Annotated in this window: 10 protein-coding genes; 4 read left to right on the top strand and 6 right to left on the bottom strand. The window is 63.9% G+C overall.

What is annotated here, in order from left to right:
- Nucleotides 1-7 precede the first annotated feature (7 nt).
- Nucleotides 8-820: a helix-turn-helix domain-containing protein gene (locus tag H0241_RS17535; protein WP_181058919.1), complete on the top strand. Its 813-nt coding sequence runs from the start codon at nt 8-10 to the stop codon at nt 818-820.
- On the opposite strand, the gene H0241_RS17530 is transcribed toward H0241_RS17535, so the two are convergent.
- Nucleotides 821-1723, bottom strand: coding sequence for a DMT family transporter (locus H0241_RS17530; RefSeq protein ID WP_235984341.1), 903 nt, complete (start codon nt 1721-1723; stop codon nt 821-823). It lies immediately after the preceding gene.
- 422 nt (nt 1724-2145) lie between these two features.
- On the opposite strand from H0241_RS17530, the gene pepN reads away from it, so the two are divergent.
- The 3 genes from pepN to H0241_RS17515 all read left to right on the top strand — a co-directional run bounded on the left by pepN (nt 2146) and on the right by H0241_RS17515 (nt 7810).
- On the top strand, nt 2146-4785 hold the full coding sequence (gene pepN / locus H0241_RS17525) for an aminopeptidase N (protein ID WP_181058917.1): 2640 nt from the start codon (nt 2146-2148) through the stop codon (nt 4783-4785).
- Nucleotides 4786-5136: 351 nt separating this feature from the next.
- Nucleotides 5137-7458, top strand: a complete 2322-nt coding sequence (locus tag H0241_RS17520) for a PAS domain-containing sensor histidine kinase (protein WP_181058916.1) — start codon at nt 5137-5139, stop codon at nt 7456-7458.
- Nucleotides 7459-7549: 91 nt separating this feature from the next.
- Nucleotides 7550-7810: a type II toxin-antitoxin system prevent-host-death family antitoxin gene (locus H0241_RS17515; RefSeq protein ID WP_181058915.1), complete on the top strand. Its 261-nt coding sequence runs from the start codon at nt 7550-7552 to the stop codon at nt 7808-7810.
- A gap of 489 nt (nt 7811-8299) precedes the next feature.
- Here H0241_RS17515 and H0241_RS17505 read toward each other — a convergent pair whose 3' ends face one another.
- The 5 genes from H0241_RS17505 to H0241_RS17485 all read right to left on the bottom strand — a co-directional run bounded on the left by H0241_RS17505 (nt 8300) and on the right by H0241_RS17485 (nt 15873).
- Nucleotides 8300-8773, bottom strand: a complete 474-nt coding sequence (locus H0241_RS17505; protein ID WP_181058914.1) for an EF-hand domain-containing protein — start codon at nt 8771-8773, stop codon at nt 8300-8302.
- A complete protein-coding gene (locus H0241_RS17500; RefSeq protein ID WP_181058913.1) occupies nt 8773-11805 on the bottom strand; it encodes a bifunctional [glutamine synthetase] adenylyltransferase/[glutamine synthetase]-adenylyl-L-tyrosine phosphorylase in 3033 nt (1010 codons plus the stop codon). Before H0241_RS17500 ends, H0241_RS17505 begins: the two co-directional genes overlap by 1 nt.
- On the bottom strand, nt 11805-13280 hold the full coding sequence (locus tag H0241_RS17495; protein WP_181058912.1) for a sensor histidine kinase: 1476 nt from the start codon (nt 13278-13280) through the stop codon (nt 11805-11807). The genes H0241_RS17500 and H0241_RS17495 overlap by 1 nt, the downstream gene beginning before the upstream one ends.
- A 107-nt stretch (nt 13281-13387) precedes the next feature.
- The gene (locus tag H0241_RS17490; protein ID WP_181058911.1) at nt 13388-14062 is read right to left on the bottom strand and encodes a response regulator transcription factor; all 675 of its coding nucleotides are present in this window, start codon (nt 14060-14062) and stop codon (nt 13388-13390) included.
- A gap of 254 nt (nt 14063-14316) precedes the next feature.
- Complete coding sequence (locus tag H0241_RS17485) at nt 14317-15873, bottom strand: Do family serine endopeptidase (protein ID WP_181058910.1); 1557 nt, start codon at nt 15871-15873, stop codon at nt 14317-14319.
- Nucleotides 15874-15952: the final 79 nt, after the last annotated feature.

The following is a 15952-nucleotide window of genomic DNA, read 5'->3' as shown; positions in this document are numbered from 1 at the left end:
CTCCGTCATGACAACACTCCAAACCTCAGCCGGAAGCCTGATCCGCGAATGGCGCACGCGGCGCCGCATGAGCCAGCTCGACCTCGCCATGGAGGCCGAGATTTCGCAACGGCATCTCTCCTTCGTCGAAAGCGGCCGCGCCGCCCCCTCGCGCGACATGGTGCTGCATCTGGCGGAGCAGCTGTCGATCCCGCTCAGGCAGCGCAACCAGCTGCTGCTGGCTGCCGGCTTTGCGCCAAGCTTCAGCGAACGGCCGCTCACCGACGCGACGCTGGCGCCGGCGCTTGCCGCGGTCGAGACCGTGCTCAAGGGGCATGAACCATTTCCAGCGCTCGCCGTCGACCGGCACTGGAACCTGGTGTCTGCCAATGCTGCTATCGGCCCGTTCCTCGCCGATGTTGCCGAGCCGTCGCTGCTTCAGCCGCCGGTCAATGTGCTGCGTCTCAGCCTGCACCCGAACGGCATCGCGCCGCGCATCGTCAATCTCGCGGAATGGCGGGCACATCTGCTGGAACGGCTGAAGCACCAGAACGATGCCGCCGGCGATCCTGTGCTGGTCGAGCTGGAGCGCGAATTGCGAACCTATCCGTCCGGCCTCAGGGGCGCGCGGCCTGTGCCAGTCGAGCCCAATGGCATCGTCCATCCGCTGCGGCTGGCGCATGGTGATCAGGTGTTGTCCTTCATCAGCACCATCACCGTCTTCGGCACACCGCTCGACGTGACACTGTCGGAACTGGCGATCGAATCGTTCTTTCCGGCCGACGAGCCGACGCGGGGGGTGCTGGTGCGGCTTGCTAAAGAACGCGCGCAGTCGTCCTGATCACCCTTGTGGCGGCGCTGCCTTTCTTGTGCGGGTGCGCTCAAGGCCGAGCTGGCGTTCGCGCCAGATGATGAAGATGCCGGCGGCGACGACGATCACGCCGCCGACCAGCGTGTTGATGGTGGCGACATCGCCAAAGGCGAAATAGCCGACGACGACGCCAAGGATCATCGAAGTGTATTCGAACGGCGCCACCACCGAAGCCTCGGCGTGGCGGTAGGCGGCCGTCATCAGGATCTGCGCCAGCCCGCCACAGAAGCCCGCTGCGACCAGCAAGCCGGCCTGCAGCGGCGTCAGCGCTTGCCAGCCGAAGGGCAGCGTAAACAGCGCCATGACGCTCGCCGTCGCCGAGAACCACAACACGATGGTCGCTGTTCGTTCGGTCTGGACAAGATTGCGCACAAGCAGAATGGCATTGGCGGAGATTGCCGCTGAGACAAGAGCAGCGATGACGCCCAGCACCTCCTGGTCACCGAGCGCCGCGCCCGAAGTGAGCAGTGTCAGTTCCGGCCACGAGATGATCAGCACGCCGACAAGGCCGACCGCAACCGCGCTCCAGCGATAGATGCGGATGGCCTCGCCGAGGAAAAGCGAGGAGAACACCACCACCAGCAACGGCTGGGCATAGTTGAGCGTGATCGCTTCCGGCAGCGGCAGCCGCGTCAGCGCGAAGAAGCCGAGCCCCATGGCGCAAACGCCGACGACACCGCGCGCAATGTGGTTCAGTGGGCGTTTGGTGGCAAACGCCGTACCCAGCTTTCTCCTGAAGGCCAGGAAGACGATGATCGGGAAGATGGCGAAGAAGGAGCGGAAGAAGACGATCTGGCCGGCTGGCAAGGTGCCGGCTGCCTTGATGCAGGTTTGCATGCCGACGAAGACCGCCACCGACATGACCTTGAGCATGATCCCGGTCAACACATTAGAGCGCCGCGCGTCGTCTTCGACGCGCAAAGGACGCTCTAACACTTTAAATCTGCGCATCGTGCTTTCCAAAAATCGACATCGATTTTTGGGCCGATGCGCGCCAGGGTGATCGGACAGTTTCCCCGCCGCCTCGTCTCTCGGCCCTGAAGTCACGCTCCCGCCGCTTCCCGGATCGTTGCCGAGATGCGCTTCCCACGACACGGCGCGGAGGCGTCCATGCCGAACTTCGGTGTGACGACGGTCATCAAAGCCTCGCGATGATGATGGAGGGGGAACGCCGTGAAATAGGCATTGGCGCAGTTTTGTCGAGTGACCGTTTCGTGTAAAGAGCGCGCACTTTAGATTTCTTGGGCCAGCGGATACCTCCGCAGGCTCCGATAGCGACAGGGAAACCCCAGGGAATGCGAACCGATACCGGCCAGGTCTTCAAGCTCGAAGACTATCGCCCCAACGACTTTTCCATTCCGCAAACCGGCCTTACCTTCCGCCTTTCGCCAGACGCAACGCGCGTTACCGCCGTGCTGACGATCGAACGCCGCGATGGCGCTGCCGCCTCGGCGCCGCTGGTGCTGGACGGCGATGGGCTGGTGCTGAAGCGGATCGCCGTTGACGGCCGCGAGCTTGCCCCCGCCGAGTATCTGGCAACGCCGGACCAGCTGACCATTTTGAAGCCGCCGGCCCGCTTCGAACTGCTGCTCGAGACCGAGATCGCGCCAGCGAGCAATGAGGCGCTGATGGGCCTCTACCGCTCCAGCAATGTCTATTGCACGCAATGCGAGGCAGAGGGCTTTCGCCGCATCACCTATTTCCTCGACCGCCCCGACATCCTATCGGTCTACACCGTGCGTATCGAGGCACAGCTGGACGAGGCACCGCTGCTGCTCTCCAACGGCAATCCGGTGGAAAGCGGCGCGCTTGCCGAGGGCTGGCACTATGCTGTCTGGCACGACCCCTTCCCCAAGCCGTCCTATTTGTTTGCGCTGGTGGCCGGCAATCTCGGCCAGGTCGCCGACAGTTTTGTTACGATGTCCGGCCGCGAGGTCGAGCTCGGCATCTATGTCGAGCCGGGCAAGGAGGGGCTTGCCGGCCACGCCATGGATGCGCTGAAGCGCTCGATGCAATGGGACGAGCAGGCATTCGGCCGCGAATACGACCTCGACGTCTTCAACATCGTCGCCGTCTCCGACTTCAACATGGGGGCTATGGAGAACAAGGGCCTCAACATCTTCAACGACAAATATGTGCTGGCCGACCGGGAAACCGCGACCGACGCCGATTTCGCCAACATCGAGGCGATCATCGCGCATGAATATTTCCACAACTGGACCGGCAACAGGATCACCTGCCGCGACTGGTTCCAGCTCTGCCTGAAGGAAGGATTGACCGTCTTTCGCGATCACGAATTCTCCGCCGACCAGCGCTCGCGCGCGGTCAAGCGCATCGCCGAGGTGCGCACGCTGCGCGCCCACCAGTTCCCCGAGGACCAAGGGCCGTTGGCGCATCCGGTGCGGCCGCGGCGCTACCGCGAGATCAACAATTTCTACACCGCGACCGTCTACGAAAAAGGCTCGGAAGTGGTGCGCATGATCCGCACGATTCTTGGGAGCCAGACTTTCCGCGCCGGCATGGACCTCTATTTCGAGCGCCATGACGGTGAGGCCGCGACGATCGAGGATTTCCTCAAAGTGTTCGAGGATGTCTCCGGGCGCGACCTGTCGCAGTTCGCGCTCTGGTATCACCAGGCCGGCACGCCGAACCTGACCGTCAGTTCGACGCACAATCCGGTGACGCGCGAGTTCACGCTCGAGATCGAGCAGTCCGTGCCGCCGACGCCGTCGGAAAGCCGCAAGCGGCTGATGCACATCCCGCTCGCCTTCGGCCTGGTCGGCGCCGGCGGCGAGCCGGTCGCCTATGGCGGTGTCGAGGGCGCTACCGTCGAGGACGGCGTCATCCACATCCGCAAGCGCCGCCACCTGGTGCGCTTCTCCGGTGTTGACGAGCGGCCGGCAGTGTCGCTCAACCGCGGCTTTTCGGCGCCGATCACGCTTTCTGTCGAGCAGAAGGCCGACGACCAGTTCTTCCTTGCCGGCCATGACAGCGACGCCTTCGCGCGCTGGCAGGCGTTCAACACGCTGCTCACCGATGCGCTGATAGCGGCCTTCCGCCAGATTCTGGGCGGCGCAAAGCCGGTCTTCAGCGCAAGGCTGACCGGGCTTGCCGGCAAGATCGCCGGCGACGAGACGCTTGAGCCCGCCTACCGCGCACTCGCGCTGGCGCTTCCCGGCGAGGCCGATATTGCCCGCGACATCGGCAGGAACATCGATCCCGACGCCATCTTTACCGCCCGCGAAGCGCTGGTGCTGGCGATCGCCCGCGCCAATCAGGACGCCTTCACCAAACTTTACGGCCGCCTCGCCGAGGATGGTCCGTTCAGCCCGGATGCGGCGAGTGCCGGACGACGGGCGCTGCGCAACATCCTGCTCGACTATCTCTCGCTGCTGCCGGGAGGAGTTGAGCTCGCCGCCCGGCATTTCGAGACCGCGACCAATATGACCGACCGCGCCGCGGCGCTCACCGTGCTCGCGCATCGCCATGACGGCTCGCCCGAGGCGATCAAGGCGCTGGCCGGCTTCGAGGCGCGATACGGTGCTGATCCGCTGGTCATGGGCAAATGGTTCCAGATCCAGGCCAGCGTGCCGGGACCGAAGACCGTCGAAACGGTGCGGGCACTGACCGGTCACGCGGCCTTCTCGATGGCCAATCCGAACAGGGTGCGCTCGCTCATCGGCACATTCTCCAGCGCGAACCAGACCAGCTTCCACCGCGCCGACGGCGAAGGCTACCGGTTTTTTGCGCAGACCGTGCTCGAGGTCGAAAAGCGCAACCCGCAAGTGGCGGCCAGGTTGGCGACGGCGCTGCGCTCCTGGCGCTCGCTGGAACCGGGCAGACAGGCCAAGGCCAGAGAGGCTCTGCTGGCCATCGCCAATGGCGAGAACCTGTCAGCGGATTTGCGGGATATTGTGGAGCGGACACTGGCTTGAGACGCATAATCTCCCCCCTCGTGGGGGAGATGCCCGGCAGGGCAGAGGCGCGAAGAACCGCAGCCTTCGATCTCGCCTCAGTTCAGGGCTGCATCCGGCACCCGTTGTAACTGTTTTTTGGTCGGGCGCTCCAGCCATTTGATACGCCGAGGGACAGCGCCCCCCTCTGGCCTGCCGGCCATCTCCCCCACGAGGGGGGAGATCAGCAGCTTCAGCGTTATTTCAATCAATTTTTAATGTTTTTCGCCCGCGCCTCTGGACAAGGCGAATCACCTTTGATTCTTTACAGACGATTCGGACGTGCGGTGTTGCCGGATCGTCAAGCGTACGGAAATTCGGGGAGTGCCATTTATGGCCAAGGCGGACGCGTGGGGCGCGCCCGAGGGGACGGCTTTTGAGCGGCGCAAGGCGCGAGGCGACGGTCTCGCCGGCAATACGCGGCTCATCGCTGAACCAGCCTACCGGCGGCTCCTGGCTGCCGAGCCCCTTCTGCGCCGTTCGATACCGGCGCTCATCATCATCTTCCTGATCGTCATTGCCGCTCTGCGCGTGCTCTCGCTGATGAATGAGCGCGACGAGGTCGAGCGCGACGTCAAGGCGGTGCTGGGTCTTGCCGCCGGCCAGATGGCGAACGCAATCTCTGCAGATCCGAACGCGGCAGCCAGCGGCGCCATCGACCTGCTGGAAAGCACCAGCCGGCAGGGCGCCATGGGCAGAAGCCACGTGCTTGTCATCACCGACAGCGCCTTCAAAATCATTGCCGTGTCGCCGCTGTCGACCGGCTGGCAAGGGCGATCACTGGACAGCCTGGTGCTGGACGGCCAGCCGCTGTTCATGTTCGGCGACCGCGCCGGGGTGATGGATGTCAGCATCGGTGGGCAGGACTGGTATGCGGCTGTCAGCCTGACCCGGGACAGGAAGAACGCCGCAGCCGTGCTGGTGCCGCAGGAGGCGGTGTTCGACAGCTGGCGCAAGGCCGTGTCGCTCAACGTCACGCTGTTCGTGCTGACGGCGGGTGTGCTGATCATCATCCTCTACGCCTATTTCGGCCAGGCATCGCGCGCCCAGACAGCCGACCGCATCTATCTCGAAGCCCACCAGCGCATCGACATGGCGCTGGTGCGCGGCCGCTGTGGCCTGTGGGACTGGGACATGGTGCGCGGCAAGATGTACTGGTCACGCTCGATGTACGATATGCTGGGCTACGAGCCGTGCAACTCGATGCTGTCGTTCGGCGAGGTCGACGACATCATCCACCCCGAAGACGGCGATCTGTTCGAGCTCGCCAACCGGATCGTCGAGCGCGAGATCGACCATATCGACCAGGTGTTCCGGATGCGCCACGCCGACGGCCAGTGGGTGTGGATGCGCGCCAGGGCTCAGGTGATCGACCCGGAAGCGCCTGAGATTCAGCTGATCGGCATCGCCGTCGATGTCACCGAACAGCGGCATCTGGCGCTGCGGTCGGAGGCAGCCGACCTGCGGCTGCGCACGGCCATCGAGAACATCAACGAATCCTTCGTGCTGTGGGATGCCGCCCAGCGGCTGATCATGTGCAATTCCAAATACCAGAAGGACAACGGCCTGTCGGACCGCGACGTCATGCCGGGTGCGGCACGCGCCGTGCTGGAGGAGCGCATGCTGGCCTTCGCCTCCGAACGCCGGCTGGCCAACACCAACGGGCCGCAAGGCGGCGCAACCTTCGAGCGGCAGCTCTCCGACGGCCGCTGGCTGCAGGTCAACGAATTGAGGACCAGGGATGGCGGTACGGTCTCGGTCGGCTCCGACATCACCCAGATCAAACTGCACCAGGAAAAGCTGGTCGACAGCGAGCGCCGGCTGATGGCGACCATCCACGACCTCAGCCTCGCCCGCAGGGCCGAGGAGGAACGCGCCAAGGAACTGGTCGAGCTCAACCGCAAATACATGAAGGAAACCGAGCGCGCCGAGGCCGCCAACCGGGCTAAGTCCGAGTTCCTGGCCAACATGTCGCATGAGCTGCGCACGCCGCTCAACGCCATCATCGGCTTTTCCGAGCTGATGGAACAGGGCCTGTTCGGGCCGCTCGGTTCGCCGCGCTACGAGGAATATGCCAACGACATCAACGGCAGCGGCAAATATCTGCTCGGCGTTATCAACGATATACTCGACATGTCGAAGATCGAGGCCGGCCAGTTTTCGATGGACCGCGAGGAAATCGATCTCTGCCCGCTGATCCGCGAGACGGTGCGCGTGATCTCGCTGCAGGCGGCGGAAAAGTCGATCACGGTCGAAACCCGTATCGCCGATACCATGACGCTGTTCGCCGACCGCCGGGCGATCAAGCAGATCGCCATCAACCTTCTGTCGAATGCCGTGAAGTTCACCGGCCAGGGCGGCCACATTTCGGTGCGCGCCCGCAATACTTCAGGCGCGCTGGTCCTGACGATCGAGGACAATGGCTGCGGCATTCCGAAGGAGGCGCTGAGCAAGCTCGGCCGGCCGTTCGAACAGGTGCAGAACCAGTTCTCCAAGAACCACGCTGGCTCTGGCCTTGGCCTCGCCATCTCGCGCTCGCTGGCCGAGTTGCAGGGCGGCGCGCTGAAAATCCGCTCGACCGAAGGCGTCGGCACCATCGTGTCGGTGCGCATTCCGGTGAAGAAGGTGACGCCCGCAGTGAAGGCGGCGGCCTGACGGTCCGCCACCACATCGCCCCGAGCATGGCCACAGTCGCCCTTGAAACGGTTATCTATTTTATCTATTATAGATAAAGAGGTGCCGGTTCATGCGCGTGACATCGACCGAATTCCAACAGAACGTCGGACGCTTCCAGGATGCCGCACAGCGGGCGCCGGTTGCGATAACGAAGAATGGCCGGACCCATACGGTGCTTCTTTCGGCGGCAATGTTTGAAGTCCTGGTCAAGGGACGGGTTGCCCGTCCGATCGAGGACCTGGACGACGACACGTTGAACGCGATCGCCAAAAGCGCTGTCCCATCAGAATATGATGGACTGGACGCGATGCTCAAAGACTGGACGCCGTGAGCCTGGCCAAGCCTGTCCCCGGTCTGGTGATTTCCTATTCCTATCTATGGGCGGACGAACGCAGCAAAGGCGCGGAAGAAGGTCGCAAGAATCGGCCCTGCGCAATCGTTGCCGCGCGCCGGATCGTGGAGGGCCGCGAGGTCGTCACGGTGGTTCCGATTACCACTCGGCCCCGAGCGATCCCGCCGATGCGATAGAGATACCTGCATCGCTCAAGGCCCATCTTGGGCTCGACGACATGCCGTCATGGGTACTTGTCAGCGAAACCAATGATTTCCTCTGGCCCGGGCCCGATCTCAGGCCCGTTGCAGGAAGCAGGCCCATCCGCTTTCACTACGGTATGTTGCCGCCTCGCTTCTACGCGCATCTGCGTGAGCGGATTTTGCAAGCTCACGCGAGCCGCGCTCTGCGCCGTGTTCAAAGGACCGAGTAGAGAGCGGTAGTGCAAGGGTCTCCGGCGGCTTTCGCCGCCGGAGCCGTAATCGCCACTCACTGCATGCTGTCGTCGCCGCCGTCCCATTGGCGATGGCGGCCCATGCGACCGTTCTTCGGCAGTTCGTTGCGCTCGATCTTGCCGTCATTGTTGCGGTCGAGCATGGCAAACACCTTCTTCTCACGCCCGGTGATGTCGTCGGTGGTCAGCGTGCCGTCGCCCTTGGTGTCGTAGCGGGCGACGATGCGCTTGGCCATTTCCTCGAAACGTGCCTTCTCCAGCGCGTCGGCGAGCTGGGCGACGGTGAGCTTGCCGCCATTGTCGGCGACCAGCTTCTTCAGCCGTGCGTTCATAGCGTCGGAAAACTGGTCGAAGCTGATGGTGCCGTTGGAATCCTTCATCGCCTTGTCGAGGCGCATCATCGTGCCCTCGCGCATTCTGGCGCTGGCATTGTTCTCGGCATAGGCGGTGGTGCCAACGGCGCCGGCAAGCGCGACGAAGGCAAGGGCAAGTCCGGTTGTCTTTCTCATTAGTATTCTCCTGTTGCATCGTCACCCCCGATGCGATCCGAAACAGCCGTCAGCGCTTCACGCGCGCACGATTGTTTCGCACGAAGCAAAAGGTCGAAGTCCTTTCTGACCTTTTGCGACGTCTCCTTGAGATGTGCTTCCAGCACACCGAAATCCGGCAGGTTAGTCACCGCCAGCAGCAGATCCGACAATCCCGGCGGAACGTCGTCGCGTTCGAAGGCGCCGGTGAGGCAAAGTCGCGTCATCTGCGTCAGCGCCAGATAAAGCTGGTAGGCTTCGCAAAGCTCTTGCCTGACGTCAGCTTCGGCGAAATCCGGGGCCAGATGCGACAGGATTTCGCCAGTCGCGGTCACCCTGTCGCCGGCTTCGACCTGCCCGGTGATGACGGCCACCTGCGCAATGAATTCGAGGTCGATGAGGCCGCCTGGGATCAGCTTGATATCCCACAGATCGCGCGGCGATTTTTCCTTCTCGATCAGCGCGCGCATCTCGGATGCCTCGGCCCGCACTTTGGCAGCGTCGCGCGGCAGGGCCAGAAGTGCCGTCACCTCGGCCTCGACCTCGACGCAAAGGGCCGCGTCGCCGCCGATGGCACGCGCCCGGGCCAGCGCCATGTGCTCCCAGGTCCAGGCTTCCTGGCGCTGATACTTCTTGAAGGCGTCGACATGGGTGGCGACCGGCCCCTTGTTGCCGGATGGCCGCAAGCGCAGGTCGAGCTCGTAGAGAACGCCCTCGGCGGTCGGCGCCGAGACAGCCGCGATCAACCGCTGCGTCATCCTGGTGTAGTAGTGCGACGGCGCCAGCGGCTTATCGCCGTCGGATTCCTCGGCATCCGCGTCGTGATCGTAAAGCAGGATGAGGTCGACATCCGAGCCGGCGGTAAGCTCACGGCTGCCGAGCTTGCCCATGCCGAGCAGCGAAACCGTGCCGCCGGCGATGCGGCCATGGCGCAGTGCGAATTCGGCCGTCACCGCTTGCAGCGCGGCGTCGATGGTGAGGTCGGCGAGGTCGGAAAAGGCACGGCCGGCACGGCTCATGCTGATCGAGCCGGCGAGCAGGCGCACACCGATCAGGAACTTCTGCTCGGAGGCAAAGATGCGCAGACGGTCGAGCACGTCCTCATAGGCCCTGTCACCTTCGATGAAAGCCGCCAGCCGCGCGGACAGATAGGCGCGATTGGGCAGTTCGTTCAGCAGCGCCGGATCGAGCAGGCCGTCGAAGACATGCGGACGCTTGGTGATGATCGCCGCCAGCCGGGGCGCGGCGCCCATGATGGTCGCCATCAGTTTCAGCAGAGCGGGGTTCGACCGCAGCAGCGAAAACAGCTGGATGCCGGCCGGAAGACCGGCGAGGAAGTCGTCGAAGCGCACCAAAGCCTCGTCGGCCCGGCGCGTCTGCCCGAAGGCTTTGAGCAGCGCCGGTGTCAGTTCGGTCAGCCGCTCGCGCGCCTCGGCCGACTGGGTGACGCGGTAGCGGCCGAAATGCCAGCCGCGAATGACGCGGCAGATGTCGCTCGGCCGCTTGAAGCCGAGGCCGTGCAAGGTCTGCAACGTGTCGGGATCGTCGACATCGCCGGTAAAGACCAGATTGCCGACGCCGGCCGACAGTTCCGGCGCGGTTTCGAACAGCGCCGCATAATGGCGCTCGACCTCATGCAAAGCCGCGCGAAAAGTTTCGGAAAATTTGGCGGCATCGGCAAAGCCCAGCATGTGGGCGATGCGTTCCAGCCCCTCGTCGTCGTCCGGCAGGATATGCGTCTGCTCGTCGGCGACCATCTGGATAGCGTGCTCGACGCGGCGCAGGAACCAGTATTGCTGAGTGAGCGCGTCGCGCGCATCGGCGGTGATCCAGTTGCGCGCCGCCAGCGCGCCCAGCATCGGCACGGTCTCGCGGCCGCGCAGTTCGGGAAAACGGCCGCCGGCAATCAGCTGCTGTGTCTGGACGAAGAACTCGATTTCGCGAATGCCGCCGCGGCCGAGCTTGACGTTGTGGCCCTTCACCGCGATCTCGCCATGGCCCTTGTGGGCATGGATCTGGCGCTTGATCGAATGGACGTCGGCGATTGCCGCATAGTCCATGTATTTGCGCCAGACATAGGGCTGCAGCTCCCGCAGGAATGCCTCGCCGGCGGCGAGATCGCCGGCCACCGGACGCGCCTTGATCATGGCGGCGCGCTCCCAGTTCTGGCCGCGCGCCTCATAGTAGCGAAGTGCGGCTTCGACCGGGATCGCCAGCGGCGTCGAGCCGGGATCGGGGCGCAGCCTGAGGTCGGTGCGGAAGACATAGCCGTGCTCGGTGCGGTCCTGCAGGATGCGGACCAGCCTGCGGGTCAGGCGCGCAAACAGTTCGGTCGCGTCGAGCGGATCGATGATCGCCGGTGCATCCGGATCGAAGAAGACGACAAGGTCGATGTCGGAGGAAAAATTCAGTTCATGGGCGCCAAGCTTGCCCATGCCGAGCAGAATCCAGCCGGACTGCAGAGACGGCTTTTCGGGATCCGGCAATTTGAGCTTGCCCTGGCTGTGTGCCTCGCGCAGCAGGAAATCGACGGCGGCGCGGGTGCAGGCGTCGGCGAGATCGCTGAGACGCCTGACCGTGAGCGCGGTCTCCGCCTCGCCGGCGAGATCGGCGAGCGCAATCAGGAAGTGAGCTTCTCCCTTCCACTGCCTGAGTTCCATCATCAGGCTCGATTCCGAAACGGCCTCAGCAAAGGCGACTTTGCCAATCGCTTCGGCAATGCTGAGCAGCCTGGCCTCGACACCATCATCGAACAGCGCATCGAGGATCTGCGGACGGCGGCGCGCGACATCGCGCAGGAAGGGCGAGAGGTTGAAGACGGCAGCGAGAAAATCCTGGGCGGCGCCCTTGCCGCCCAAAAATTTCGCCAGCCGCGGCAGGTTCTCGTCCTCGGCGGCGCCGGCAATCTCCGACAGTCTACGCCGGGCGCGGCTCCCGTCCAGCGGCGCGAGTTGCGCCGCCAGTTGCAGGTGCCATTCTGTCTCGATCCGCTTCTGAGCCATCCTCACCGCCATCAATGGTCCTCCCGCACGGGGAAACTCATGATAACGGACAATCCGGGTTTGGCAGGCAGAAGTTCAAGCCGGCCATTGTGGAAAGTCATGATCGCCTTGGCGAGGCTCAAGCCCAGGCCCGATCCCGGCTGCGAGCGGCTCTTTTCCAGCCGCACGAAGCGCTCGGTGGCCCTGGCGCGGTCGGCATCATCGGGGATGCCATGGCCATTGTCGGCGACAGAAAGCCGGATGTCATAACCGACGCGCTGCAGGGCAACGCGCACAGCCGGCTTTTCCGTCGCGTCGGTTGAATATTTGATGGCGTTGTCGACGATGTTCGACAGCGCCTGGCCGATCAGCTCGCGGTTGCCATTGACGGAGAAATCCCCGTCCATGGAGGTTTCGAGCGCCACGCCCGCCTCCTCCGCCACCGGTTCGTAAAGCTCGACGACATCGTGCACGGCGGCTGCGAGATCGACCTTGCTGGTGCTTTCCGAGGAATAGCCCGCCTCCAGCCTGGAGATCATCAGGATGGCGTTGAAGGTCTTTATCAGTTGGTCGGACTCGGCGATGGTGCCTTCCAATGCCTGCCGATAATCGGTGGTCTTGTGCTTGCCCGAAAGTGTCGCCTCGGCGCGGTTGCGCAGCCTGGTCAGCGGTGTCTTCAGATCATGGGCGATGTTGTCGGAGACCTGCTTCAGTCCCTCGTTCAATGTCGCGATCCTGGCCAGCATGGTGTTGAGGTTTTCCGACAGGCGGTCGAATTCGTCGCCGGCACCGGTCACCGGCAGCCGCCCCGTGAGGTCGCCGCCCATGATGCGACGGCTCGCCTCCGAGACGCTGTCGATGCGCTTCAGCGCGGCGCGGCCGACAAAGAACCAGATCAACAGCCCGCCCAGGCCCATCATGCCTAGCGCCAGCATCAAGGCGCGGCGGATGACGGCGCGGAAGCGCTCAGGTTCGCCGAGATCGCGGCCGACCAGCATGATCATCTGGTTGGGCAGCCGCAGCACCAGCGCAATCGCGTTGTGGCCCTTCTCGCCCTCCGCCTGCACCTCGTTCTGGCCGGGTTGCGTATCGCTCTGGTCGGCGGCCGAGTTGCGCTGCCGCTCAAGCTCGCCTTCGCCGAAGCGCCGGTAGGAGAACGGCTCGGTCGTCCAGCCGTCGGTCTCGAGCACGCCTGGCTCCAGGCTCTGCACGTTGCCGGTCAGGATCTGGCCGTTGGCGTCGGCGATGAGATAGAGGTTGGCGCCGGGCTGGCGCGAGCGCTGTTCGACCACGCGCACCAGCACCGGCAGGCCGCCACGCTGATAGGCGCGGGCAAGGCCGAGCACCTCGTCATTGATGGTCTGCTGGGTCTGGCCGGTCAGCATGCGCGCCGACAGCGATGTCATGTAGAAGACGAGCAACACGGCGCAGAGTGCGAAAAGCAGGAAATAAAGCGCCGAAAGCCGCGCCGCCGTCGTCCTCATGATGGCCGGCAGGGAAAGGGCCATGGATGCCTAGCTCATGATGAGATTTGGTTGAAATCTCATCATGAGCTACCCCTTTGTTGGAGCATGATCTTCTCCAAAAACCGGTACCCACTTTTTGGGATCATGCTCTAGCCGCTCTTCAGCATATAGCCGGCCCCGCGCACGGTATGCAGGATCGGCTTGTCGAAGCCCTTCTCGATCTTGCCGCGCAGCCGCGAGACATGCACGTCGATGACGTTGGTCTGCGGATCGAAATGATAGTCCCAGACATTTTCAAGCAACATGGTGCGCGTCACCACCTGGCCGGCATGGCGCATCAGATATTCGAGCAGGCGGAATTCGCGCGGCTGCAGCGTGATCTCGCGCGCGGCGCGCTTCACGGAATGGGACAGTCGGTCGAGCTCGAGATCGCCGACCCGGTACATGGTTTCGGCTTCCCTGGCGCTGGCGCGGCGGTTCAGCACCTCGACGCGGGCGAGCAGTTCGGAAAAGGCATAGGGCTTGGTCAGATAGTCATCGCCGCCGGCGCGCAGGCCGGTGACGCGGTCATCGACCTCGCCCAGCGCCGACAGGATCAGGACCGGCGTGGTGTTGCCGCGCGAGCGCAGGCCGGCAATGACAGAAAGCCCGTCGCGGCGCGGCATCATGCGGTCGACAACCATGACGTCATAGTCGCCGGCATCGGCCAGCGCAAAGCCGGTTTCGCCGTCGCCGGCGACATGGGCGGTGTGCCCGGCCTCGGTAAAGGCCTTCTGCATATAATCGGCCGCCTCGCGATCGTCTTCTATGACGAGAATCTTCATAGAGCCGTTATACGCGATTTCGCTGGAAGATTGAGAGGCCGACATTGGCGTGAAAGCTTTCGTTCAAGCATGTCGTTATCCCAAACTGCCGTGCACTTTTGGGCGACATGCCTTGCTGTTAGAGCGGCAGCGGGCGATGGGGGCCCGCTGCCGCCGGGGGCAGAACACGATGACTGACTAACGCGTTCGGCCCCGTGCTTTCCCGTGCGGCGGCTCGGGGGTGTTGAAACCGCCGCACTGGAAACTGTGTGATGTCAGCCCTTGGCGACCGGCAGCGCGACGAAGCGATTGCTATCGTCGCGGGTGATCTGCATCAGCACCGCCTTGCGGCCGGACTTGACCGCATCGGCCATCGCCTTGGCGACGTCCTCTGTGCCGTTCACCTCCGTCGAATTGACCGAAGTGATGACATCGCCAGGCTGGATGCCACGGTCCGCGGCATCGCTGTCGGGGTCGACATCGGTGACCACCAGGCCCTTGCCGTTTTCCGACTTGGTAACGGTGAGGCCGAGATCGGCCAGCGCGGCGGGCTTTGCCGGAGCTGCGGGCTGCTGCGGGTCGGCCGAGGCCTGCTTGTCGGTGGACGGCAGCGTGCCGAGATCGACCTTGATCGTCTGGTTCTTGCCGTCGCGCCACACCGTGACGTCAACCGACTTGCCGGGCGAATAGGCGCCGATCAGACGGGCCAATTCCTTCGGCGATGCAACGTCCTTGCCTTCGACCTGAGTGATCACGTCGCCGGCCGTGATGCCGGCCTTCTTGCCGGGTCCGCCGTCCTGGGCGCTGGAAACCAGAGCGCCGTTCTGCGACTTCAAGCCCAGTGATTCGGCAATATCCGAAGTGACCGGCTGGATTTCGACGCCGAGCCAGCCACGCTGCACCGAGCCGCTCTTCATCAGGTCCTGCACGACCTGCTTGGCCGTCGAAGCCGGGATGTCGAAGGCGATGCCGACGCTGCCGCCCGAGGGCGAGAAGATCGCGGTGTTGATGCCGACGACCTGGCCGTTGAGGTTGAAGGTCGGGCCGCCCGAATTGCCGCGGTTGACCGAGGCGTCGATCTGGATGAAGTCGTCATAGGGACCGGCGCCGATATCACGGCCACGGGCCGAGACGATGCCGGCGGTGACGGTACCGCCGAGGCCGAACGGATTGCCGACGGCCACGACCCAGTCGCCGACGCGAACCTTGGAATCATCGGCGAAGTCGACATAGGTGAACTTGCCGACGCCATCGACCTTGAGCACGGCGAGATCGGTGCGCGGATCGGTGCCGATCAGCTTGGCGTCGAGTTCCTTGCCGTCATTCATCACCACGGTGAAGGCCGAGCCTTCCTCGACGACATGGTTGTTGGTGACGAGGTAGCCGTCATCGGAGATGAAGAAGCCGGAACCCTGCGCCACCGGGCGGGGCTGGTCGTTGTTGTGGTCGCGATGGCTGAAGCGACGATTGCCGCCGCCCTGGCCGTTCTGATCGCCAAAGCCACGGAATTGCTTGAAGAACTGGCGCAGCTGCGGATTGTCGGGCAGGTTGTTCATGCCGCCATCCGGATCGTCGGACTGGTCGGAGCCGTCATCAGCGGCCGGCTCGATCTTGGCCTTGACCTTGACGCTGACCACGGCGGGCGAAACACGCTCGACGACATCGGCAAAGCCCGGCACCTGCGGCGCTTCGACCCGCACGGCGTCGGCCAAAACAGGGGCCGTGCCGGTGGCGACGGCGCCGAAACCAACGGCGCCGGCAATGGCCAGCGAAGCGGCGGCGGCCAACAGCCGCTTGCGGGTGCGGGAATATGAATTGGGGGCAATAGACATGGATCTTGTATCCTCTTTTTACTGGATGCGGCTCAGGCAGAGCATCCTCGGACAAGAGGAATAGAGAGGCGCACATTAC

The sequence above is a fragment of the Mesorhizobium neociceri genome (assembly GCF_013520985.1).
Taxonomy (GTDB): domain Bacteria; phylum Pseudomonadota; class Alphaproteobacteria; order Rhizobiales; family Rhizobiaceae; genus Mesorhizobium; species Mesorhizobium neociceri.
Note: the sequence above shows the minus strand (reverse complement) of the source record. Positions and strands in the feature narration are given on the sequence as shown.

What these genes read in the sequence shown, in the direction of transcription:
- pepN (WP_181058917.1), top strand. Translation starts at nt 2,146, where the DNA reads ATGCGAACCGATACCGGCCAGGTCTTCAAGCTCGAAGACTATCGCCCC.
- H0241_RS17520 (WP_181058916.1), top strand. Translation starts at nt 5,137, where the DNA reads ATGGCCAAGGCGGACGCGTGGGGCGCGCCCGAGGGGACGGCTTTTGAG.
- H0241_RS17490 (WP_181058911.1), bottom strand. Translation starts at nt 14,062, where the DNA reads ATGAAGATTCTCGTCATAGAAGACGATCGCGAGGCGGCCGATTATATG.
- H0241_RS17530 (WP_235984341.1), bottom strand. Translation starts at nt 1,723, where the DNA reads ATGCTCAAGGTCATGTCGGTGGCGGTCTTCGTCGGCATGCAAACCTGC.
- H0241_RS17500 (WP_181058913.1), bottom strand. Translation starts at nt 11,805, where the DNA reads ATGGCGGTGAGGATGGCTCAGAAGCGGATCGAGACAGAATGGCACCTG.
- H0241_RS17495 (WP_181058912.1), bottom strand. Translation starts at nt 13,280, where the DNA reads ATGGCCCTTTCCCTGCCGGCCATCATGAGGACGACGGCGGCGCGGCTT.
- H0241_RS17535 (WP_181058919.1), top strand. Translation starts at nt 8, where the DNA reads ATGACAACACTCCAAACCTCAGCCGGAAGCCTGATCCGCGAATGGCGC.
- H0241_RS17515 (WP_181058915.1), top strand. Translation starts at nt 7,550, where the DNA reads ATGCGCGTGACATCGACCGAATTCCAACAGAACGTCGGACGCTTCCAG.
- H0241_RS17505 (WP_181058914.1), bottom strand. Translation starts at nt 8,773, where the DNA reads ATGAGAAAGACAACCGGACTTGCCCTTGCCTTCGTCGCGCTTGCCGGC.
- H0241_RS17485 (WP_181058910.1), bottom strand. Translation starts at nt 15,873, where the DNA reads ATGTCTATTGCCCCCAATTCATATTCCCGCACCCGCAAGCGGCTGTTG.